The 18,948-nt window shown below is 67.9% G+C and carries 21 protein-coding genes and 4 tRNA genes; 1 reads left to right on the forward strand and 24 read right to left on the reverse strand.

The window, feature by feature from the left end; genetic code table 11:
• Positions 1 to 273: 273 nt before the first annotated feature.
• The 24 genes from AIIKEEIJ_RS14610 to AIIKEEIJ_RS14725 form a co-directional block, all read right to left on the reverse strand.
• Positions 274 to 1,146, reverse strand: coding sequence for a hypothetical protein (locus AIIKEEIJ_RS14610; RefSeq protein ID WP_161995951.1), 873 nt, complete (start codon positions 1,144 to 1,146; stop codon positions 274 to 276).
• A 20-nt stretch (positions 1,147 to 1,166) separates the two neighbouring features.
• Positions 1,167 to 1,760: a hypothetical protein gene (locus tag AIIKEEIJ_RS14615; RefSeq protein ID WP_006931296.1), complete on the reverse strand. Its 594-nt coding sequence runs from the start codon at positions 1,758 to 1,760 to the stop codon at positions 1,167 to 1,169.
• Between the two features lie 95 nt (positions 1,761 to 1,855).
• Positions 1,856 to 3,103, reverse strand: a complete 1,248-nt coding sequence (locus AIIKEEIJ_RS14620; RefSeq protein WP_029545063.1) for an MCE family protein — start codon at positions 3,101 to 3,103, stop codon at positions 1,856 to 1,858.
• Positions 3,103 to 4,383 carry an MCE family protein gene (locus tag AIIKEEIJ_RS14625; RefSeq protein ID WP_006931303.1) on the reverse strand — a complete coding sequence of 427 codons (1,281 nt, stop codon included), beginning with the start codon at positions 4,381 to 4,383 and terminating at the stop codon, positions 3,103 to 3,105. Before AIIKEEIJ_RS14625 ends, AIIKEEIJ_RS14620 begins: the two co-directional genes overlap by 1 nt.
• Complete coding sequence (locus tag AIIKEEIJ_RS14630; protein WP_006931305.1) at positions 4,380 to 5,630, reverse strand: MCE family protein; 1,251 nt, start codon at positions 5,628 to 5,630, stop codon at positions 4,380 to 4,382. The genes AIIKEEIJ_RS14625 and AIIKEEIJ_RS14630 overlap by 4 nt, the downstream gene beginning before the upstream one ends.
• Entirely contained in the window at positions 5,630 to 6,625 is a 996-nt protein-coding gene (locus AIIKEEIJ_RS14635; RefSeq protein WP_003937627.1) for an MCE family protein, read from the reverse strand. Before AIIKEEIJ_RS14635 ends, AIIKEEIJ_RS14630 begins: the two co-directional genes overlap by 1 nt.
• Positions 6,622 to 7,701 carry an MCE family protein gene (locus AIIKEEIJ_RS14640; RefSeq protein ID WP_006931307.1) on the reverse strand — a complete coding sequence of 360 codons (1,080 nt, stop codon included), beginning with the start codon at positions 7,699 to 7,701 and terminating at the stop codon, positions 6,622 to 6,624. The genes AIIKEEIJ_RS14635 and AIIKEEIJ_RS14640 overlap by 4 nt, the downstream gene beginning before the upstream one ends.
• Positions 7,698 to 9,065 (reverse strand): MCE family protein, encoded by a 1,368-nt coding sequence (locus AIIKEEIJ_RS14645; RefSeq protein ID WP_006931309.1) that lies wholly within the window; start codon positions 9,063 to 9,065, stop codon positions 7,698 to 7,700. The genes AIIKEEIJ_RS14640 and AIIKEEIJ_RS14645 overlap by 4 nt, the downstream gene beginning before the upstream one ends.
• Entirely contained in the window at positions 9,062 to 9,922 is an 861-nt protein-coding gene (locus tag AIIKEEIJ_RS14650) for an MlaE family ABC transporter permease (RefSeq protein ID WP_029545068.1), read from the reverse strand. The genes AIIKEEIJ_RS14645 and AIIKEEIJ_RS14650 overlap by 4 nt, the downstream gene beginning before the upstream one ends.
• Positions 9,923 to 9,926: 4 nt before the next feature.
• Positions 9,927 to 10,727 carry an MlaE family ABC transporter permease gene (locus AIIKEEIJ_RS14655; protein ID WP_006931311.1) on the reverse strand — a complete coding sequence of 267 codons (801 nt, stop codon included), beginning with the start codon at positions 10,725 to 10,727 and terminating at the stop codon, positions 9,927 to 9,929.
• Between the two features lie 8 nt (positions 10,728 to 10,735).
• Positions 10,736 to 11,833 (reverse strand): ABC transporter ATP-binding protein, encoded by a 1,098-nt coding sequence (locus AIIKEEIJ_RS14660; RefSeq protein WP_029545069.1) that lies wholly within the window; start codon positions 11,831 to 11,833, stop codon positions 10,736 to 10,738.
• A 318-nt stretch (positions 11,834 to 12,151) separates the two neighbouring features.
• On the reverse strand, positions 12,152 to 12,538 hold the full coding sequence (gene rplL / locus AIIKEEIJ_RS14665) for a 50S ribosomal protein L7/L12 (protein ID WP_006940888.1): 387 nt from the start codon (positions 12,536 to 12,538) through the stop codon (positions 12,152 to 12,154).
• Positions 12,539 to 12,643: 105 nt separating this feature from the next.
• On the reverse strand, positions 12,644 to 13,177 hold the full coding sequence (gene rplJ / locus AIIKEEIJ_RS14670; RefSeq protein WP_006940886.1) for a 50S ribosomal protein L10: 534 nt from the start codon (positions 13,175 to 13,177) through the stop codon (positions 12,644 to 12,646).
• A gap of 372 nt (positions 13,178 to 13,549) precedes the next feature.
• Complete coding sequence (gene rplA, locus AIIKEEIJ_RS14675) at positions 13,550 to 14,263, reverse strand: 50S ribosomal protein L1 (RefSeq protein WP_006940876.1); 714 nt, start codon at positions 14,261 to 14,263, stop codon at positions 13,550 to 13,552.
• A gap of 127 nt (positions 14,264 to 14,390) precedes the next feature.
• Positions 14,391 to 14,825 carry a 50S ribosomal protein L11 gene (gene rplK / locus AIIKEEIJ_RS14680; RefSeq protein WP_003937618.1) on the reverse strand — a complete coding sequence of 145 codons (435 nt, stop codon included), beginning with the start codon at positions 14,823 to 14,825 and terminating at the stop codon, positions 14,391 to 14,393.
• Between the two features lie 70 nt (positions 14,826 to 14,895).
• Positions 14,896 to 15,738, reverse strand: coding sequence for a transcription termination/antitermination protein NusG (gene nusG / locus AIIKEEIJ_RS14685; protein WP_161995952.1), 843 nt, complete (start codon positions 15,736 to 15,738; stop codon positions 14,896 to 14,898).
• Positions 15,739 to 15,784: 46 nt separating this feature from the next.
• Positions 15,785 to 16,210 carry a preprotein translocase subunit SecE gene (gene secE / locus AIIKEEIJ_RS34035; protein ID WP_161995953.1) on the reverse strand — a complete coding sequence of 142 codons (426 nt, stop codon included), beginning with the start codon at positions 16,208 to 16,210 and terminating at the stop codon, positions 15,785 to 15,787.
• Between the two features lie 32 nt (positions 16,211 to 16,242).
• A tRNA-Trp gene (locus tag AIIKEEIJ_RS14695) sits at positions 16,243 to 16,315 on the reverse strand.
• A 174-nt stretch (positions 16,316 to 16,489) separates the two neighbouring features.
• Positions 16,490 to 16,915 carry a (3R)-hydroxyacyl-ACP dehydratase subunit HadB gene (gene hadB, locus AIIKEEIJ_RS14700; protein WP_006940870.1) on the reverse strand — a complete coding sequence of 142 codons (426 nt, stop codon included), beginning with the start codon at positions 16,913 to 16,915 and terminating at the stop codon, positions 16,490 to 16,492.
• On the reverse strand, positions 16,902 to 17,477 hold the full coding sequence (gene hadA / locus AIIKEEIJ_RS14705; RefSeq protein WP_006940869.1) for a (3R)-hydroxyacyl-ACP dehydratase subunit HadA: 576 nt from the start codon (positions 17,475 to 17,477) through the stop codon (positions 16,902 to 16,904). The genes hadB and hadA overlap by 14 nt, the downstream gene beginning before the upstream one ends.
• 87 nt (positions 17,478 to 17,564) lie before the next feature.
• On the reverse strand, positions 17,565 to 17,732 hold the full coding sequence (gene rpmG / locus AIIKEEIJ_RS14710; protein ID WP_003937613.1) for a 50S ribosomal protein L33: 168 nt from the start codon (positions 17,730 to 17,732) through the stop codon (positions 17,565 to 17,567).
• 58 nt (positions 17,733 to 17,790) lie between these two features.
• Positions 17,791 to 17,866: transfer RNA gene (locus AIIKEEIJ_RS14715), tRNA-Met, on the reverse strand.
• 44 nt (positions 17,867 to 17,910) lie between these two features.
• Positions 17,911 to 17,983 (reverse strand) — tRNA-Thr (locus tag AIIKEEIJ_RS14720).
• 258 nt (positions 17,984 to 18,241) lie between these two features.
• A tRNA-Tyr gene (locus AIIKEEIJ_RS14725) sits at positions 18,242 to 18,327 on the reverse strand.
• A 147-nt stretch (positions 18,328 to 18,474) separates the two neighbouring features.
• Between AIIKEEIJ_RS14725 and AIIKEEIJ_RS14730 the strand changes: the two genes are divergently transcribed.
• Positions 18,475 to 18,948, forward strand: a 474-nt coding sequence (locus AIIKEEIJ_RS14730) for a YajQ family cyclic di-GMP-binding protein (protein ID WP_161995954.1), incomplete at its 3' end; no start/stop codon positions are given.

Below are 18,948 nucleotides of genomic sequence, written 5' to 3' on the forward strand. Positions count from 1 at the left end.
GGTCGCAACCCGAACGACAACCCCACCACGAAGTCGGCGGAACGAGCCCCGAAGGGCAACGCTCCCGGCGATGCGGTCGAAGGATGGACAGGAGGCAGCCAGCGCAAAGTCCGAACTTACACCCAAAAGTCGCAGATGTCGAGCGACGGCACGAAAAGAAGCGCCCGACCCCGGGCGCCCAGGACGCGTATTCGTGCGTGCGTACCGATAGAGTGACCGCTCACGCCGCCCGCGTCAAGAGCAACCAGGCCGATTGTCCCGTCGGAACGTCCGTCACCGGTCCCGGATCTCGGAGACCAGCCACTTGCCGTCGATCCTCTCCATCCGCACCAGCAGCGGCGCCGACGCACTGCCCTGGGCGACCGCGTCGCCCGTCGCGCTGACGCTGATGAACGCCGCGACCTCGGCGCGGTCGTCGTCGAGCATCGACGCACCGATGTGGTCGATCCGCACCTCCGTCGCGGTGTGCGTCTGCACCGCGGCCTGCTTGGTGACCTCCGCGGTCAGGTCGAACTCCTCCCGCATCGGCGGGGTGAGGACCTCGCGGATCTCGGCGAAGTCCTGGTCGATCGTCTCGTGGTTGTAGCCGTGCATCGTCTCGATCGCATGACCGGCGGCAGCGGTGACCTCCGCCGTCGCGGCGCTGTGGACCCACGCCTCGTTGCTCACCGTCGCACCGGGACGGGCGGCAGCGACCGCGGCGAACGCACCGAGTGCGACCGCGGCACCGCCGAGGATCGCCACCGGGCGCCAGCTGCCGCGCGCGACGGTGCCGCCGGGCTGCTCCCCCGGCTCCCGCTCCGCTCCGGCGTCCTCGACCGGTGCCGGCGTGCGCAGGCCGGGAGCGCTCTTGCGGGCCGTCTCGGACCCGGAAGCTGTGGGGGCTTTCCCGGCCGGCTCCACCGGGGCCGGTGTGGGCGCCTGCGGCGCGGTGGTCGCGGTCGTCGCGGGCCCGGTCGTCGCGGGCCCGGTCACCGCGGGCCCGGTGGTCGCGGACTCGGTCGTCGCGGACTCGGTCGTCGCGGACTCGGTCGTCGCGGGGCGGGCGGCACCGCCCGGGGCCGGGGTCCGGCCCGTTCCCGCGATCTTGGGCCGCCGGCCCCTCGGGGGACCCATCGGATTGGGCTTGCGACGCTGCGGGGGCACTACACACTCTCCTTCATGGCTCACTCGCCTCCGGCGGATCCGGGATCGGCCGGTGCGGGCGCAGGAGCGCCCGGGGCGGGCGCGGGATCGGCCGGCGGCGCGGGTTGCTGCGCTCCTTCCACGGGCCCGCCGCCGAGCTGCACCGAGTCCAGCGGCTGGATCGTCTCCGCCTTCCAGATGTCGCCGTCCTTGCGCATCGCCACGTTCACGGTGACCTTGTTCTCGACGAAGTTGTCGGGCCAGGTGGTCTTCACCGCCAGGACGATCAGGGCGTTCGCCGTGTTCGCGTCCGTGTCCAGCGCCGTCAGGGAGCCGAACAGCACGTTCGCCGACATGCCCGTGCCCGTCTGTGCCACCTGCTGACGGATCTGCTGCTCCGTCGCGGCCAGGTCGTTGTTCAGGGCCTCACCGGTGATCGACGAACGCATGTTCTCGATCGACCGGTCGACGTCGGCGGCGTCGACGCTGTTGAGGTTGATCGCGGCCTGCATCGCCCCGGACAGGGCGGCGTCCCGCGCATCGGCCGTCGGGCGGTCGGCGAGCAGGGCCCGCCCCCATCCGAAGCCGAACCAGGCGGCCGCCACGAGGGCGATCACCGCCAGCACGCTCACCACTGCCAGGACGATCCTGCGTATCTTGTCGCCGCCCGCCCCCGCCGTCTGCGGGGGACGGGACGTCGTGTCTGCGGTCACTGCACCAACCTACTTACCTACTTCGGGGTGACTCCGAGCAACGGCGCGAGCTGCGTCGCGATCGGATTCAGATTGAGCTTGTCCGGATCCTGCTTCGGCGTGAAGTCCCACGGCTGGATCGTCGCCGGGTCGGCGAACACGATCCGGTTCGCGCTCCGCACGCCGGTGACGCTGCCCTGCGGGGCCTCACAGGACGCCTCCGTGTTGAACGGAAAGTCCTGTTGGGTGTCGTCGAAGTTGGGATCCCGGCGCTGCATCTCGTCGAGGATCGCCTGAGTGCCCTCGTACCCGAGGGTGCACGACGGCGGGTTGTTCGTCTCGAGCAGGATGCCCTGCCGGACCGTGCCGTCGCCGGGCGCCACCGTCCCGGCGCTGGCCGCCACGGCCGGCAGGAACGCGAGCAGCGGCTGCAACGCGACCGCCTGCGGGCCGAGCTTGTCGCCGAGCAGCGCCAGGTTCGTCAGGTTCGCCGTCAGGCCGGGGCCCGAGTCCGCGACCAGCTGCGTGAGCTCCTCGCTCGCCGCCGTCCCGGTCTCGAGGAGGCGACGGACGTCCGGGTCGCTGTCGCGCAGCTGCGCGGTCACCAGGTCCAGATCCGCGCTGAACTGCCGGATCGCCGACGCCTGCACCGACTGGGTGTCGAGCACCGTTTGGCTGTCGCGGATCAGCGACACCGTCTGCGGCAGGTACTGCACCCCGGCGTCGCTGAGCTGGGCCAGGGAGTCCACGAGGGTCTGCAGCTGGCCACCGCGGCCGTCGAACGCCGCCCCCAGCTCGGTCACCACCGTGCGCAGCGAGTCCACCGGCACCGACCGGACGAGCGCGTTCGTGCTCACCAGCAGGTCCTGCACGGGCACGGGCACGTCGGTGGCGTCCTGGCCGATGACCGATCCCGCTTCGAGGTAGGGGCCCTCGTCGGTATCCGGTTGCAGATCGACGTACTGCTCGCCGATCGCCGACCGGTTCGCCACCACGGCACGGGTGGACGCGGGGATCTGCGGCCCGCCGTTGTCGAGGAGCAGCGTGACGTCGATGCCGTCCTCGGTCAGGCCGAGCTCGCCGACCCGCCCCACCGGCACGCCCCGGTAGGTGACCTCGGCGTTGGTGAAGATGCCGCCCGAATCGGCGAACCGTGCGTGGACGGTGTACTGCCCGAACCCGAGCAGGTTGTCGAGGCGGACGTACCGCGCGCCGACGAACACCACCCCGAGCAGCGCGATCACCACGAACGCGACCAGCTGTATCCGCAGCATTCGCGATCTCATCATCGCCCTCCCCCGACTCCGAGCTGGTTCAACAGGCCCTCCAGCGGATTGGCCGGCGCCGGGTCGTCGCCGGTGTCCGCCGCCGCGGCCGGCTGACCGGGCAGCGTCACCCCCGGAGGCAGTTCGAGTCCCACGGGCAGCTTCGGCGCCGGCAGCACCGGCAGCAGCGAGACCGTCGGCCAGCCCGGCCTCGGCCCGTTGCCGTTGTAGTACGGGTTCGACGGATCCACGACGGGCTTGGGCTCGCCGAACTTCGGCTGCCGGTAGACCGGCTCGCCCTGACCGACGCCGAGCGAGGCCAGCGCGTCCCCGATCTGCAGGTCCACGGCGAGGAACAGGTTGACCGAGCCACCGAGGGCGATCTTCTCGACCCCGTCGGGGAACGGCACCGTCGGGATGAACGGCAGCGCCTTCACCAGATCGTCGCCGGAAGCGGCGAGCTGCTGCAGGGTGGGGCGCAGGGCCAGCAGGTCGGCGATGAGGTCCTCCTTGGACTGGTCGAGCACGTCGGTGCCCACCGTCCCCAGGCGGTCGAGCTGACCGAGCAGTTCGGTCAGCTGGGGCCGCTGCTGTTCGAGCACCGCGGTGGCCACCGGCAGGTCGTCGAGGATCGCCGCGATGCGGTCGTTCTGTTCCGCGACCCGGACGGTGAGCACATCGAGGCCGTCGAGGGCGCGGGTGATGTCGTCGCGCTGCTGGTTGAGACCGTCGATGAGCCGATCCGCCTGTTGCAGAAGGCTCTTCGTGGTGCCTTCCCGGCCCTCGAACGCGGTGGACAGCTCCTCGACCACCGGCTGCAGCTGGCCGACGCCGCCGCCGTTGAGCAGCAGCGAGAGGGCGCCGAGCACGGGCTCGAGTTCCGTGGCGTGCCGGGTCCGGTCCAGCGGAATGACGTCGCCGTCGGCGAGCAGTTCGCGCGACGGGTCGCTCGGCGGCGGACTGAGCTGGACGAACTTCTCGCCCAGCAGACTGGTCTGTTCCACCGCGGCATACGCGTTGGCCGGCAGCTCCACTGCCGAGTCGACCACGATCCCGACGTCGGCGGTCCACCCGTCGGGACCGACGGAGACCGTCTCCACCCGGCCGACGGGCACGCCGTCCACCTTGACGGTGGACTGCGGCACGAGGTCGAGCACGTCGTCGAACTGCACGGTCACGTGGATCGGGTCGGACCCGACGTCCGCACCACCGGGCAGGGGGAGGCTCGCGGCCCCGCCGCACCCCGACACCGCCAGGGCCGTCACGCAGGCCCCGGCACCGAGAATCGCCGAGCGTCTCACTGTCCGCCCCTCTCCAGGTCCAGGCGCGGTGACTCGACACCGGGCACCGTGCCGGGAACCACCCGGCGCTGGATGTTCTCGCCGCTCAGGACGCCGAACGGCAGGATCAGATCCGGCGTCCGGACGTCGTTGGTGATCTGCTCGGCGAGGCCGGAACACTGATCGATCAGCGGCTGCATCTGCCGGCCGAGCTGCTCGAACCTCGGGTCACCCGGCACGAGCCGACCGAGGTCGATGAGCTTGCACATCACGCCCGCCGGATCCTGCAGATCGGTCACCACCAGGCGGGAGGCGAGCGACCCGGACTCCGCGTCGTAGGAGTTGACGAGGTTGCTCACCGCCAGGGGCAGCAGGGTCAGCGAGTTCACCAGTGAATCCCGGTTGGCGGCAAGGTTGTTCGTCACCGGGACCAGAGCGTCCACGTTGTCCTTCAACGCCGCCTGATTGTCGTTGACGAACTGCGCGACCACCCCGAGCGACTCCGACAGCTGGTTCAGCGCGAGCCCGAGATTCTCCCGCTCGCCGGCCAGATAGCCCGACAGGTCCGACAACTGCGCGTTGAACTCGCGCACCTGCTGATCGTTGGCCGCCAGCGCGGACACGAAGATCTGCAGGTTCTCGATGGTGCCGAACAGGTCGCCGCGCGACTCGTTGAGCGTGCGCGACGCGGCGGAGAGCTGCTCGATGGTCTGGCCGAGCGCGGCACCGTTGCCTTCGAGATTCTCGGCGCCGGTCTCCACGAAGCGCGTCAGGGCGCCGTCCTTGTTGGCACCCTCGGGACCGAGCGCCCGCGACAGCTCGTCGACGCTGGCGTACAGCTGGTCCACCTCCACCGGGGTGGCGGTCCGTTCCCGCGGGATGACGGCGCCGTCGGCCATCGTCTCGCCGCCGGTGTACACCGGGGCGAGCTGCACGTAGCGGTCCGCGACGACCGACGGGGTGATCTGCACGGCCTTGGCGTCGGCGGGGATGTCGACGCCGCGGTCGACCCGCATGTCCACCCGCACCTGGTCCCCTTCGGGGACGACCGCGGTGACCTTGCCGACCTCGACGCCGAGGACCCGGACACCGGACCCCTCGTACACCCCGACGGCCTTGTCGAAGTAGGCCGTGATCTCGGTGGTTCCCATGCGGTTGAAGACCCACCACAGCACACCGGCGATCAGTACCACGGCCGCGGTGATCGCGGCGATCAGCAGCACCATCGGGCCGCGCCGTGAGCCGCCACCGGACTCGGCATGCGACATCAGTTCTCTCCCAACGTGCGAACCGGATCGCGGTATCCGGGGATCTCCGGCAATCCGGGCGGAATGAGGTTCACGACGACCTGGTCGAACCAGCGGCCGTTGCCGACGACATTCGAGTACAGCCGGACGAACGGCTCGTACAGCTTCATCGCGCGGTCCAGATCGTCGTTGCGGTCCTGCAGGATCTGCACCACTCCCCGGAGCTGGTCGAGCGCCGGGCCGATCGTCGCCTCGTTGTCGCGGACCAGACCGGTCAGCTCGGCAGACAGCCGCTGCGTGCCCGTCAGCAGCTGCGAGATGGCCTGCTGCCGGTTGTTGAGTTCTGCGATCAGCAGGGCGCCGTCGCTGATCAGCCGGTTGAACTCCGCGTTGCGGTCGGCGAGGATCTGCGAGGTCCGGCCGGTCGCCTCGAGCAGCCGTTTGAGCTCCTGGTCCCGGCTCGCAACGGTCTGCGAGAGCCGGGTGACTCCGTCGAGCGAGGCCCGGATGTCGTCCGGTGTCTGCGAGAACGCCTCCGAGAGCGTGTCGAAGCTCGTGGCCAGCTGTTCCGAGTCGATCTCGCCCAGGGTGGTGGCCGCGGACGAGAACGCCTCGATCACGTCGTACGGGGCTACGGTGCGCGACAACGGGATCCGATCATCCGGGTCGAGCACCTCGGTGCCCCGCGGCTCGAGGGCGAGGTACTTCTGGCCGAGGATCGTCTTGATCTGGATCGAGGCCGAGGTGTCGTTGCCGAGCCAGGCGTCCTTGACCTTGAACGACACGAGCACCCGGTCCCCGTCGAGCTCGATGTCGGTGACCTGACCGACCTTGACTCCGGCGATGCGCACCTCGTTGGTGGGCTTGAGGCCGGCCGCCTCGGTGAACTCCGCGCGGTAGGTGGCGCCGGCCCCGATGATCGGCAGCGAATCCAGGAAGAACGCCGACAGGGTGGCCAGCAGGACCACGAGAATCCCGAGGGCGCCGGACACGGCCGGACTGCGACGTCTGCTCATCGTCCCTGCAACTCCTGCATCCCGTCCTGCGTGCACCGCTTGGCGGCGTTGGTGTAGATCGGCTGGTTCACCGTGGGCAGGCCGGTCGGCAGGTTCAGGTACGGAACCGAACCCGGGCCGGCGATCACGTCGATGCCGCACAGGTAGAACTGGAACCACGACCCGTAGCTCGCGACCCGGCCCAGCTTCTCGAGCTTGACCGGAAGGGTGGCGAGGACCTCGTCGACCGCGTCGCGGTTGCTGTTCAGGTTCGCCCCGAGCTGCTGCACCGCCGTGACGGAGCCGGCGATGGCCGGCCGGGTCGGCTCGAGCAGATCGGCCGTCGCGTCCGTCAGCCCGGCCAGCGACTGCACGGCCGCACCCACCGTGTCGCGGTCGGCGGCCAGCCCGCTGACCAGCGCCTGCGTGTTGACGAGCAACGAGTCGAGCTGATCGTCCCGCTCGTTGATGTTGGTGAGCACCGAGTTCAGGTTGTCGATGACCGCACCGATGACCCGGTCCTTGTCGGCGATCGTGTTGGTCAGGCTCGCCGTCGTGCGCACCAGGTCGTCGATGGTTCCGGCCTCGCCCTGGAACACCTGGACTATCTGCGACGACAGCGTGTTGACGTCCTCGGCGCTCAGGGTCTGGAACAGGGGCCGGAACCCGTTGAACAGGGTGGTCAGGTTCACGGCCGGCTTGGTGCGCTCCAGCGGGATGGTGTCGCCGCCGGTCAGCTTCATCCCCTGCATGCCCTCGCCCTGGTCGAGGGCGATGTAGCGCTGGCCGACGAGCGTCCGGTAGCGGATCGTCGCGGTCGTCGCGGCGGGCAGCCAGTCCCGGTCGGACATCGAGAACGTCACGCGCGCCTCGCGCCGGTCGACGATCTCGATCTTCTCGACCTGGCCGACGCGGACGCCGGCGATTCGGATGTCGTCGCCCTCGTTGAGCGACGTCACGTCCGTGAAGATCGCGTGGAATTTCGTGCCTCCGCCGCCGCCGAGGCTCGCGATGGTCGCCGCGAGCATTCCGGTGGCGAGGATCGTGACCACGGCGAAGACGATCAGCTTGATCAGCGGTGCTGCCAGGCCTCTCATCGGAAGCTCACCTCCGTTCCACGCAGTGCGGGCGCGCCCAGGCGCGTCGTCCAGGTCGGCACGTCCTCGGGCGCGATGCCCGTCGCCTCCGCGTACACGACGCCGAGGGCGTCCTGCTCGGCCCGCGACCCGGTGTACGAGACCTGCGTCGTCGCCGGGGTCGTCCCGATCAGCTCGCCGACGTCGTCCGGCACCCCGGACCCCTCGGGGGCCGGGAAGTACGACATGGTCTCCGGGCCCGGGTTGCGGGACGGCACCTGGTAGGAGCCGTCGTTGATCGAACCGCCGGGGTACTGCGGGAAGAACCGGCCCGGGGCCGTGACGTTGTCGTAGCAGGTGGGGCCGCGGACGTCGAGCAGGCGCGGCTCGTCCTGGTTCGGCAGGTACCGGCCCTTCGGATTGACGAACTGGACGCTCGCCCGCACGCCGGGGAACGGGTCGTCGGCCGCGAGCACCCCCGCAGCCGCGGGTGCCGCGTCGGCGAAGCCCTTCAGCATGCACGGGTACGACGGCGAGTACCGGGCCAGCAACTGCAGGGCCTGCTTGGAGTCGGCGGCGATGCTGATGATCGACCCGGCGTTCTGCTCGAGCAGCCCGGCGGTCGCCGACGACGCCCCCGTCGCCGTGACCAGCAGAGTCTCGAGCTGGTTCTCCTGTTCCACCACGGTGTTGCCGGTGGTGCGCAGGTTGTCGAGGGCGCTGATCAGATCGGGCGCGGCGTCGGAGTAGGTCTGGGAGAAGTCCGCGAGCCCGCGCAGGTCCTCCTGCACGGCCGGGAGCTCCACGTTCACCTCGCGGAACACCTGCTCGAGCCGGTCCACGGTCTGCCCGAGGGTCTCGCCGCGGCCGCTCAGGCCCTGGGCCAGGGCGCCGAGGGTGTTCGCGAGATCCTGCGGTGGGATGGCCTCGAGCAGGGGCAGCAGCCCGTCGAGCACCTCGCCGAGTTCGACGGTCTCGGCGCTCGTGTCCTGCATCAGGGTGTCCCCCGCCTGGATCGGGCGCGCCGGCCGGTCCGGGAGGATCAGCGAGACGTAACGCTCCCCGAACAACGTCTTCGGCAGCAGCTGTGCGGTCGCGTTCGCGGGGATCAGGCCGGCCTTGTCCGGTTCGAGCGCGAGATGTGCGGTCACCGTCCCGCTCTCGGCCGACGTGCCGCGGACCTCGCCGACGATCAGTCCGCGCACCTTCACGTCCGCGTTCATCGGCAGCGCGTTGCCGACCTCGTCGGTCACGAGGTCCACCTCGACGACCTTCTTGAACGTCTTGTTGTACATCGCGATGGTGACGAACAGGAACAGACCCAGCACGACGAAGAACAGCAGGCCGAGAACCCTCCGCTTGAGGGTCGAGGGAGTCGGGTTCATCCGGCCACCCTCACGGTCGTGGTGGTGCCCCAGATGGCGAGGCTGAGGAAGAAGTCGAGCACGGCGATCGTGACGATCGCGGTGCGCACCGCACGGCCGACGGCCACGCCGACGCCCGCGGGTCCCCCGCTGGCGTTGAAGCCGTAGTAGCAGTGGATGAGGATCAGGAAGAAGGCGAAGACGAGGACCTTCCCGAAGGAGTACAGCACGTCCTCGGGCGGCAGGAACAGATTGAAGTAGTGGTCGTACGAACCCGACGACTGCCCGTTGAACAGGGTGCTGATCACGCGTGTCGCGAGGTACGCGGCGAGCAGGCCGATGATGTACAGCGGGATGACGGCGACGAAACCGGCGATCATCCGGGAGGTGACGAGGAACGGCACCGACGGCACCGCCATCACCTCGAGCGCGTCGATCTCCTCGCTGATCCGCATCGCACCGAGCTGGGCGGTGAAGCCACAGCCCACCGTCGCCGACAGCGCCAGCGCCGCGACGATCGGGGCGAGTTCACGCGTGTTGACGTACGCCGACAGGAAGCCGGTGAGCACCGAGGAGCCGAGCTGCTCGAGGGCGGCGTAGCCCTGCAGACCCACGACGACGCCGGTGAAACCGGACATCATGGCGATGACACCGATGGTGCCGCCGATGACGGCGAGCGCGCCGCTGCCGAAGGTGACCTCGGCGAGCAGCCGCAGCACCTCCTTGCGGTAGTGGACGAGGGTGCGCGGGGTCCACGCGATGGCCCGCGCGTAGAACGACATCTGGTCGCCTGCCCGATCCAGCATGTCGAGAGGAGCGCGCACGATTCTGCGCCCGCGGAGCCAGATGACGTCTCCGCGGCCCTTTGCGATTGTCATCGAGTCAGGATCCCTTCGCCGGAACGATCTGCAGGTACACCATCGTCAGGATCAGGTTCGCGAAGAACAACAGAAGGAAGGTGATGACGACGGTCTGGTTGACGGCCTCGCCGACCCCCTTCGGTCCGGCACCGGGGTGCAGGCCCTTGTAGGCCGCGACGACGCCGGCGATGACACCGAAGATCGCCGCCTTGATCTCGGCCACGTAGAGGTCGGGCAACTGGGCGAGGGCCGAGAAGGACGCCAGGTAGGCGCCCGGGGTACCGCCCTGCAGGATCACGTTGAAGAAGTAGCCGCCGGCGATGCCGACGACGGAGACGAGTCCGTTGAGCAGCAGCGCGATGAGAACCATCGCGAGCACGCGCGGGACCACCAGGCGTTGCACGGGGTTGATGCCGAGCACCTCCATGGCATCGATCTCCTCGCGGATGGTGCGCGATCCGAGATCGGCGGTGACCGCGGAGCCGGCCGCGCCGGCGATCAGCAGCGCGGTCACGATGGGACTGCCCTGCTGGATCACGGCCAGCACGCTGGCGGCGCCGGTGAACGACTCCGCGCCGAGCTGCTTGATCAGCGACCCGGTCTGCAGCGAGACCACAGCGCCGAACGGGATTGCCACGAGGGCGGTGGGCAGGATCGTGACGCTCGCGATGAACCACGCCTGCTCGATGAACTCGCGGAACTGGAACGGCCGGCGGAAGGTGTTCCGCACGACGTCGACGAACAACTCGACGATGTTTCCGGCCTGGGTGAGTGCACCGTGTATCGGACGCACGAACGAGCTGGTGCCCGATCCGACCCCCATGTGTGCTCCTAGCTTCTGTGGCGGGCGGACTCGTCGTACCCGTGACCGGGGTACGCCGGGATGACCTGCGTGTCGTCGTCGCGGAAGGAATGCTCGGGGTAGGCCGGCGCGGCGTGCGTCCCGCCGGTCTCCTCGAAGGACTCGAGGATGGCCTGCTGGGCGGCCTCGGGCAGGGTGTGCAGGATGTGCCGCACCCGCTCCTGCCGGCGGGCGACGGCCTGCCGCTCGGGCATCCCCGGGGTGGCCTTCATCTGCGGCACGATGCCCTCGACGTCCTCCACCCCACCGGCGTGGTGCCCGGCGTCGACGAGGGCCTGCTCCTGCGCCATCGTCGCCTCGTCCTTCTCCTCCGACATCCCGATCGGCCCGATCATCGTGCCGTTGAGGAACTGCTTGACCACCGGCTCGTCGCTGGTGAGCAGCACCTCGCGCGGACCGAACATCACCAGCTCCCGGCGGAACAGCATCCCGATGTTGTCCGGCACCGTCCGCGCCAGGTTGATGTTGTGCGAGACGATCAGGATCGTCGCGTCGATCTCGGCGTTGATGTCGATCAGCGTCTGGCTGATGTAGGTGGTGCGCACCGGATCCAGCCCCGAGTCCGGCTCGTCGACCAGGATGATCTGCGGATCGAGCACCAGCGCCCGCGCCAGCCCGGCCCGCTTGCGCATGCCGCCGGAGATCTCGCCCGGCAGCTTGTCCTCGGCGCCGAGCAGACCGACGAGCTCGAGCTTCTCCATCACGATCTTGCGGATCTCGGACTCGGACTTCTTGGTGTGCTCGCGCAGCGGGAACGCCACGTTGTCGTAGAGGTTCATCGACCCGAACAGCGCACCGTCCTGGAACAGCACCCCGAACAGCTTGCGGATCTCGTAGAGCTCCTTCGAGGAGCACTGCAGGATGTCGGTGCCGTCGATGACGATCGAGCCCCGCTCCGGCCGCAGCAGACCGATCAGCGACTTGAGGAACACCGACTTGCCCGTACCCGACGGGCCCAGCAGCGCCGACACCTCACCCGCCGGCAGCGTCAACGTCACGTCCTGCCAGATCCGCTGAGACCCGAAGGACTTCGTCAACCCCTCGACAGCTACTTCGACTCCCACCATTACCTCCGCACGGCTCGATGCTGTTCCCCACTGTGGATTGCGTCACTGTAGCGCATCGAAGTGTTACCTGTGACACGGGATCCTACTAGCGAGTAAGAACACAGGTCAACTCGGGCATAACCCCCTTCGATCGGGGGGATGACCTGCGCTTATGCCGTCCCCGTGCGGCACCGACGTCAACTTAGCGCGGATGGTTTCCGCGCGCTCGGCAAACCGGTCACGAATGCGCGAAAAGGCCGCTGCCCACGGACTCACGTCCGTGGGCAGCGGCCTTGCCGAAGCGCTCGACCGCGGTGCGGTCGGGCAGCCGGGTTCGTCTTACTTGACGGCGACCTTGGCGCCGGCCTCTTCGAGCTTCGCCTTGGCAGCCTCGGCGGCATCCTTGGCGACCTTCTCCAGGATCGGCTTCGGAGCACCCTCGACGAGGTCCTTGGCCTCCTTCAGGCCGAGGCCCGAGACGATCTCACGGACGACCTTGATGACCTGGATCTTCTTGTCGCCGGCACCCTCGAGGATGACGTCGAACTCGTCCTGCTCGGACTCGGCCTCGGCGGCGGCGGCCGGGGCACCGGCAGCGGCGACGGCGACCGGAGCGGCAGCGGTGACCTCGAAGGTCTCCTCGAAGGCCTTCACGAACTCCGAGAGCTCGAGGAGGGTCAGTTCCTTGAACGCGTCGAGCAGCTCTTCGGTGGTGAGCTTCGCCATGGTGGCGGTCCTTCCTTGTGGATCCCATGTCGCTGATCCGCGACCGGATGGGATGCGCGCCGGGGCGCGCGGGGTGGGTGGGTCAGTGATTCGCGATGGTGCGGATCAGCTTGCGGCAGACTCCTGGTCCGCCATCTTCTCCTGCAGAGCGGCCGCCAGACGGGCCACCTGCGAGGCAGGAGCGTTGAACAGGCCGGCGGCCTTTGCCAAGTTGCCCTTCATCGCGCCGGCGAGCTTGGCCAACAGCACCTCGCGGGACTCGAGGTCCGCGATCTGGTTGACCTGATCCACGGACAGCGCAGCGCCGTCCATGTAGCCGCCCTTGATGACGAGCGCCTTGTTGTCCTTCGCGAAGGTCTTCAGGGCCTTCGCAGCGTCGACCGGCTCGCCCTTGATGAACGCAATGGCGGTCGGTCCGACGAACAGGTCGTCAAGGCCCTCGACGCCCGCCTCTGCGGCGGCGCGCTTGACCAGGGTGTTCTTGGCGACGGAGTAGGTGGCACCCTCTCCGAGAGCGCGTCGCAGCTGCGTCAGACTGGTCACCGACAGACCACGGAACTCCGTGATCACGGCGGCCGTCGAGTCCTTGAACTGCTCGGTGATCTCCGCAACCGCAGAAACCTTCTCAGGCTTTGCCATACTTCGCCTCCTCTCAGTAACAGTCGTTTTCCCGCTCGGGAAGTTCCACTCGAAATCCGCAAAATGCAAAACGCCCCGGTGCAGGGCACACGGGGCGTACAGAGAGAAAGACGGCATCGCAACCGATGTCGTATCTCCCCTACCTCGTCCTCCTGCGTGGGCCGCCGGGCAATCCCGGACCTTCAACCGAGTCCGCGAGCGGATCCGGTGACCAACGGTCTTGGGTAGAACATGATCGGGGTGAAGATCGGCACGCGCCGAACTCCGCAGGCAAGCGTACCCGACCGGATGTGCGGACGCAAAACGGCCGGCACGGAGCAGTTCCGTGCCGGCCGTTTCGTGCGCTGACCGCGAAGACTGGAGACCAGCCTCCTACTCGGCGTCCTCCAGGAGGTTGCGAGTGCGCGACGGGTCCACCGGGATGCCCGGTCCGGTGGTGGTCGCGATCGTCACCTTCTTGACGTAACGCCCCTTCGCGGTGGACGGCTTCGCGCGCAGGACCTCGTCCAGGGCGGCACCGTAGTTCTCCACCAGCTTCGCGTCGTCGAACGACGCCTTGCCGATCACGAAGTGCAGGTTCGAGTTCTTGTCGACGCGGAAGTTGATCTTGCCGCCCTTGATGTCGGCGACAGCCTTGGCGACAGCCGGGGTGACCGTACCCGTCTTCGGGTTCGGCATCAGGCCGCGCGGACCGAGGACACGCGCGATGCGGCCGACCTTGGCCATCTGGTCCGGGGTCGCGATCGCGGCGTCGAAGTCCAGCCAACCGCCCTGGATCCGCTCGATCAGGTCCTCCGCGCCGACGGCGTCCGCACCCGCGGCCTCGGCCTCGGCGGCCTTCTCGCCGACCGCGAACACGATGACGCGGGCGGTCTTACCGGTGCCGTGCGGCAGGTTGACCGTGCCGCGGACCATCTGGTCCGCCTTGCGGGGGTCCACACCGAGGCGCATGGCGACCTCGACGGTGGCGTCGTAGTTCTTCGACGAGGTCTCCTTCGCGAGCCGAGCGGCCGCGAGGGGGCTGTAGAGCGTCGAGGCGTCGATCTTCTCAGCGGCGGCGAGGTATGCCTTGCTGCGCTTTGCCATTGTTCTGTCCTAACTTGTCACCGGAAGGTGAATGGTTCGGTCGTGGTTGTCGAGCCTGGCCGGCCCTCCCACGGGTTCCTGCTCCGGGGCTTCGTCAGCCCTGCGGTGTCACAACGCGTCGCGGCGCTCAGCCCTCGACCGTGATGCCCATCGAACGCGCGGTGCCGGCGATGATCTTCGCGGCAGCCTCGACGTCGTTGGCGTTCAGGTCTTCCTGCTTGGTCTTGGCGATCTCGCGCACCTGGTCCATGGTGACCTTGGCGACCTTGGTCTTGTGCGGCTCGCCGGAGCCCTTCTGCACGCCCGCGGCCTTCAGCAGCAGCTTGGCGGCCGGCGGGGTCTTCAGCTTGAAGTCGAACGAGCGGTCCTCGTAGACCGTGATCTCGACCGGCACGACGTTGCCGCGCTGCGACTCGGTCGCGGCGTTGTACGCCTTGCAGAACTCCATGATGTTGACGCCGTGCTGACCCAGGGCGGGGCCGACCGGCGGAGCCGGGTTGGCCTGACCTGCCTGGATCTGGAGCTTGATGAGCCCGGCAATCTTCTTCTTCTTCGGGGGCATCTCTATTCCTAGTTTCTTGCTCGGTGTGGTTCTTGCGTACTGCTATCGCAAGCTTGAGTGGGTCGGACCCTCAGATCTTCGACACCTGGTTGAAGGACAGCTCCACCGGGGTCTCACGACCGAAGATCGACACCAGGACCTTGAGCTTCTGCTGCTCGGCGTTGACCTCGCTGATCGAAGCCGGCAGCGTCGCGAACGGTCCGTCCATCACGGTGACGGACTCGCCGACCTCGAAGTCCACCTCGATGGCGGGCTTGACGGCGGTCGCGGCGCCCTCGGCGGTCGTGGCGGCGGCTGCGGCGGGCTTCTTCTTCGCCTGCTGCGGCAGCAGGAACTTCACGACCTCTTTGATCGTCAGCGGCGACGGGCGCGAGGTGGCACCCACGAACCCGGTGACGCCGGGGGTGTTGCGCACCGCGCCCCACGACTCGTCGTTCAGCTCCATGCGCACCAGGATGTAGCCCGGCAGGACCTTGCGGTTGACCTGCTTGCGCTGGCCGTTCTTGATCTCGGTGACCTCTTCGGTGGGCACCTCGACCTGGAAGATGTACTCGCTCAGGTCCAGGTTCTGCACGCGGGTCTCGAGGTTGGCCTTGACCTTGTTCTCGTAGCCGGCGTAGGAGTGCACGACGTACCAGTCGCCGGGCTCGAGCCGCAGCTGCTTCTCGAGGGCCTCCGCCGGATCGACCTCTTCGGCCGGTGCCTCTTCGGCCGGTGCCTCCTCGGCCGGTGCCTCTTCGGCCTGTGCCTCCACGGGCGCTTCGGGCTCGTCGCCGGACGTCTCGTCGGTTTCGATGCCCGCCTCTGCCGACTCGTCGGCCGCGTCCGCGGTCACGGAGTCGTCAACAAAGACCTCGTCCGAAACGCGCTCTTCGGCCGAGGGCTCGTAGGAGTCGTTCTCGGGGGTGCTCACCGGGCACTTTCCTCTCGTCGATCACATTCGCCGGCACGCTGACGCGCTAACCGAACAACCAGCTGACGCCCTTCACGAACGCCAGATCCAATCCAAAGATGAGCGCGGTCATGACCGCCACGAAGACCACGACGACGGTCGTGTACGTGACCAGCTGCTTGCGATTCGGCCAGATCACCTTGCGGAGCTCGGCGAGGACCTCACGGAAGAAGCGCCGCAGGCGCTTGAAGATGTTCTCCGTGCCCTGGGCACCGGAGCGGGAGGCGGACTTGGCTGGCGCCTTCGAATCGGGCCGCCGGGTGGCAGCCACCGCGGTCGACGCAGGAGCGGCCGAACGCCGCTGGGACCTCTTGCCGGTGGGAGCAGCGGACGCGGAGGAAGCGTCGGGGGTCGCGTCGGTCGCCGATCCGGCGTCGACAGGGTTGGAAGTCCCTGCAGTACCGCCGTCGCGCTTACCGCGCTCCTCGCTCACATCGTTCCTCTCGGTCGCTGGCCGTCCGGGGGCAGGGGCGACAGGACTTGAACCTGCAACCTGCGGTTTTGGAGACCGCTGCTCTGCCAATTGAGCTACGCCCCTTTGGTCGATGCCTCCGCCGGGAACCGGCGTCTCGATCGACCCATCTGCGACCACATGACATGCGCGCCACCCCGCGGACCGTGAAGGTCCTCGAGAGCAGCGCGCTGCGCTATGCGATCCCAGAAGTCTTAGTGTACTTCATAGCCCCGGGACAAACCCAATCCGCCCGGCCGGTCAGGCCAGACGGACCGTTGCCGTGGCCCGCCCGAAGATCTTACGCCCTTCGGACTTTGCCACGATCGCGACCACTGCTGTCTTGCTGTCCGCGTCCACCGACTTGACCTTGCCGGAGAACTCCACCTCGGCGGCCCGATGGGCCTCGACGTAGACCGGACTGGTGAACCGAACGTTGTACTCGGTCACCGCTCCTGGGTCACCGAGCCAGTCGGTGACGAAGCCGGCCGCGATGCCCATGGAGAGCATGCCGTGGCCGACCACATCGCGCAAGCCGGCGAGCTTGGCGACCTCGTCGCTCCAGTGGATCGGGTTGGGATCACCCGATACACCCGCGTAGTTCACGAGGTTGCCGCGGGTGAGCGTGACCACCCGCGCGGGCAGCTCCTCCCCGACCGAGACGTCCTCGAACCTACGGAGCGACATGCATCATCACATCCTTGACTGCGTGGGCGATGTTCTCGTCCACCTCGCCACCGGTGCGGCCCACCAGGGTGGTCCACGTGGTCATCACGACGTTGTCGTGCTGATCCGTGATGATGTTCTTGGTGGTGATGATGTCGCTGCCGGCGGCCTGACGGAAGTCGTCGAGGTACACGTCGCAGAACAGTCGATCGCCCACCTGGATGGGCCGGTGGAACACCAGCCGCTGGTCCGTCTGCATGATCTGGCTGAGGTCGTATCCGGTGACGACCTCGTCGAACAGCTTGCGCTGGGCGATCATGCCGACGATGGAGACGAAGGTCAGCGGAGCGACGAGGCCGTCGTAGCCGAGGCCCTTGGCCGCTTCCTCGTCGTGGTGCGCCGGATTGTTGTCCAGCACGGCACGCGCGTACTCGCGGACCTTCTCGCGCCCGACCTCGTAGAAGTCCTCGACACGATAGTGATGGCCGACCATCGAGGCCGCATGTGCCGCTGCATCGAACTGGATCCCGGCCTGTTCGGTGCCGTCCACGACCGATTCTTCACTCACGGATATGCCCGTCATACGCAAAACTCCCGCAAATTCGCCCGGACGCCGGCCGGCGTGGGCGAGTTTGCGGAGAGCTCACGCGTCGACGTCGACCCTGTACGACTACTTCGACTCGCGGTGGGCGCGATGAGTGCCGCAGTTGGGGCAGAACTTCTTCAGCTCCAACCGGTCGGGGTCGTTGCGACGGTTCTTCTTCGTGATGTAGTTGCGGTGCTTGCACACCTCGCAGGCCAGGGTGATCTTCGGCCGAACGTCGGTTGAGGAGGCCACGGGATGCCTTCTTTCGCGTCAATCTGATCAACGACGATCAGGGTGGTTCATTCAACTTTGGTAGCGGTGACCGGACTTGAACCGGCGACGCAACGATTATGAGTCGTTTGCTCTACCAACTGAGCTACACCGCCTCGGTGTCGAGTGTCGCGAACAACGGCGGCACCACAATCCAGCGAGCCCCCTGACGGAATCGAACCGTCGACCTTTTCCTTACCATGGAAACGCTCTGCCGACTGAGCTAAGGGGGCGCGACCACCGTGAGCATCTCTGCTCGCTGCGGCCTCCAAAAGATTACACACACTCCTCTGCAGGAACAAAATCAGCAGCTCAGGGGCCATAAATCGGCTTTCCGGCGGCTTCCGCGCGCATCCGGCGAGATGCTCCCCTGCCCCGCCCCGGCACGGGCCCTGCCCTCGAGCGCCGGCGAGACCCGGCACGGACGACGTCCCGGTACCCGAACGGCTGCAATGCAGAACGGCCCCGATCCGTTCGGATCGGGGCCGTTCTGGTGGCAGGTGTAGGATTCGAACCTACGTAGGCGTAAGCCGACGGATTTACAGTCCGCTCCCATTGGCCGCTCGGGCAACCTGCCGGGCGCGATCGGGACCGTGTCCCTGGCGCGTTTGAAACAATACAACGCACACCCCCCTGTTGTGCAAACCGGGTGGACAGCGGCACTGCGCCACCCGATAGCGTCGGGGCGGCAACCCGTACAGAACCGATCCGAAGTGGAGTGCTCGTGGCTGATTCGTCGTTCGATGTGGTGAGCAAGGTCGACCGGCAGGAGGTGGACAACGCGCTGAACCAGGCCGCCAAGGAACTCGGCACCCGCTTCGACTTCCGCAACACCGGGGCGAGCATCGAGTGGAGCGGCGAGGAGTCCGTCACCCTGACCGCCGACACGGAGGAGCGCGTCAATGCCGCCCTCGAGGTGTTCAAGGAGAAGCTGATCCGCCGCAATCTCTCCCTCAAGTCATTCGACGCCGGCGAGCCCACCCAGTCCGGCAAGGTCTACAAGATCAGCGGATCCCTGGTGCAGGGCATCAGCACCGAGAACGCCAAGAAGATCTCCAAGCTGATCCGCGACGAGGGCCCGAAGGGTGTCAAGGCGCAGATCCAGGGCGAGGAGCTGCGCGTGAGCAGCAAGAAGCGCGACGACCTGCAGGCCGTGATCGCACTGCTCAAGAACGCCGACCTCGACATCGCGCTGCAG

The organism is Rhodococcus sp. YH1 (assembly GCF_009939605.1).
Lineage (GTDB): Bacteria > Actinomycetota > Actinomycetes > Mycobacteriales > Mycobacteriaceae > Rhodococcus > Rhodococcus aetherivorans.

What these genes read in the sequence shown, in the direction of transcription:
- AIIKEEIJ_RS14620 (WP_029545063.1), bottom strand. Translation starts at nt 3,103, where the DNA reads ATGAGATCGCGAATGCTGCGGATACAGCTGGTCGCGTTCGTGGTGATC.
- AIIKEEIJ_RS14630 (WP_006931305.1), bottom strand. Translation starts at nt 5,630, where the DNA reads ATGTCGCATGCCGAGTCCGGTGGCGGCTCACGGCGCGGCCCGATGGTG.
- AIIKEEIJ_RS14635 (WP_003937627.1), bottom strand. Translation starts at nt 6,625, where the DNA reads ATGAGCAGACGTCGCAGTCCGGCCGTGTCCGGCGCCCTCGGGATTCTC.
- AIIKEEIJ_RS14640 (WP_006931307.1), bottom strand. Translation starts at nt 7,701, where the DNA reads ATGAGAGGCCTGGCAGCACCGCTGATCAAGCTGATCGTCTTCGCCGTG.
- AIIKEEIJ_RS14645 (WP_006931309.1), bottom strand. Translation starts at nt 9,065, where the DNA reads ATGAACCCGACTCCCTCGACCCTCAAGCGGAGGGTTCTCGGCCTGCTG.
- AIIKEEIJ_RS14650 (WP_029545068.1), bottom strand. Translation starts at nt 9,922, where the DNA reads ATGACAATCGCAAAGGGCCGCGGAGACGTCATCTGGCTCCGCGGGCGC.
- AIIKEEIJ_RS14655 (WP_006931311.1), bottom strand. Translation starts at nt 10,727, where the DNA reads ATGGGGGTCGGATCGGGCACCAGCTCGTTCGTGCGTCCGATACACGGT.
- AIIKEEIJ_RS14660 (WP_029545069.1), bottom strand. Translation starts at nt 11,833, where the DNA reads ATGGTGGGAGTCGAAGTAGCTGTCGAGGGGTTGACGAAGTCCTTCGGG.
- rplL (WP_006940888.1), bottom strand. Translation starts at nt 12,538, where the DNA reads ATGGCGAAGCTCACCACCGAAGAGCTGCTCGACGCGTTCAAGGAACTG.
- rplJ (WP_006940886.1), bottom strand. Translation starts at nt 13,177, where the DNA reads ATGGCAAAGCCTGAGAAGGTTTCTGCGGTTGCGGAGATCACCGAGCAG.
- rplA (WP_006940876.1), bottom strand. Translation starts at nt 14,263, where the DNA reads ATGGCAAAGCGCAGCAAGGCATACCTCGCCGCCGCTGAGAAGATCGAC.
- rplK (WP_003937618.1), bottom strand. Translation starts at nt 14,825, where the DNA reads ATGCCCCCGAAGAAGAAGAAGATTGCCGGGCTCATCAAGCTCCAGATC.
- hadB (WP_006940870.1), bottom strand. Translation starts at nt 16,915, where the DNA reads ATGTCGCTCCGTAGGTTCGAGGACGTCTCGGTCGGGGAGGAGCTGCCC.
- hadA (WP_006940869.1), bottom strand. Translation starts at nt 17,477, where the DNA reads ATGACGGGCATATCCGTGAGTGAAGAATCGGTCGTGGACGGCACCGAA.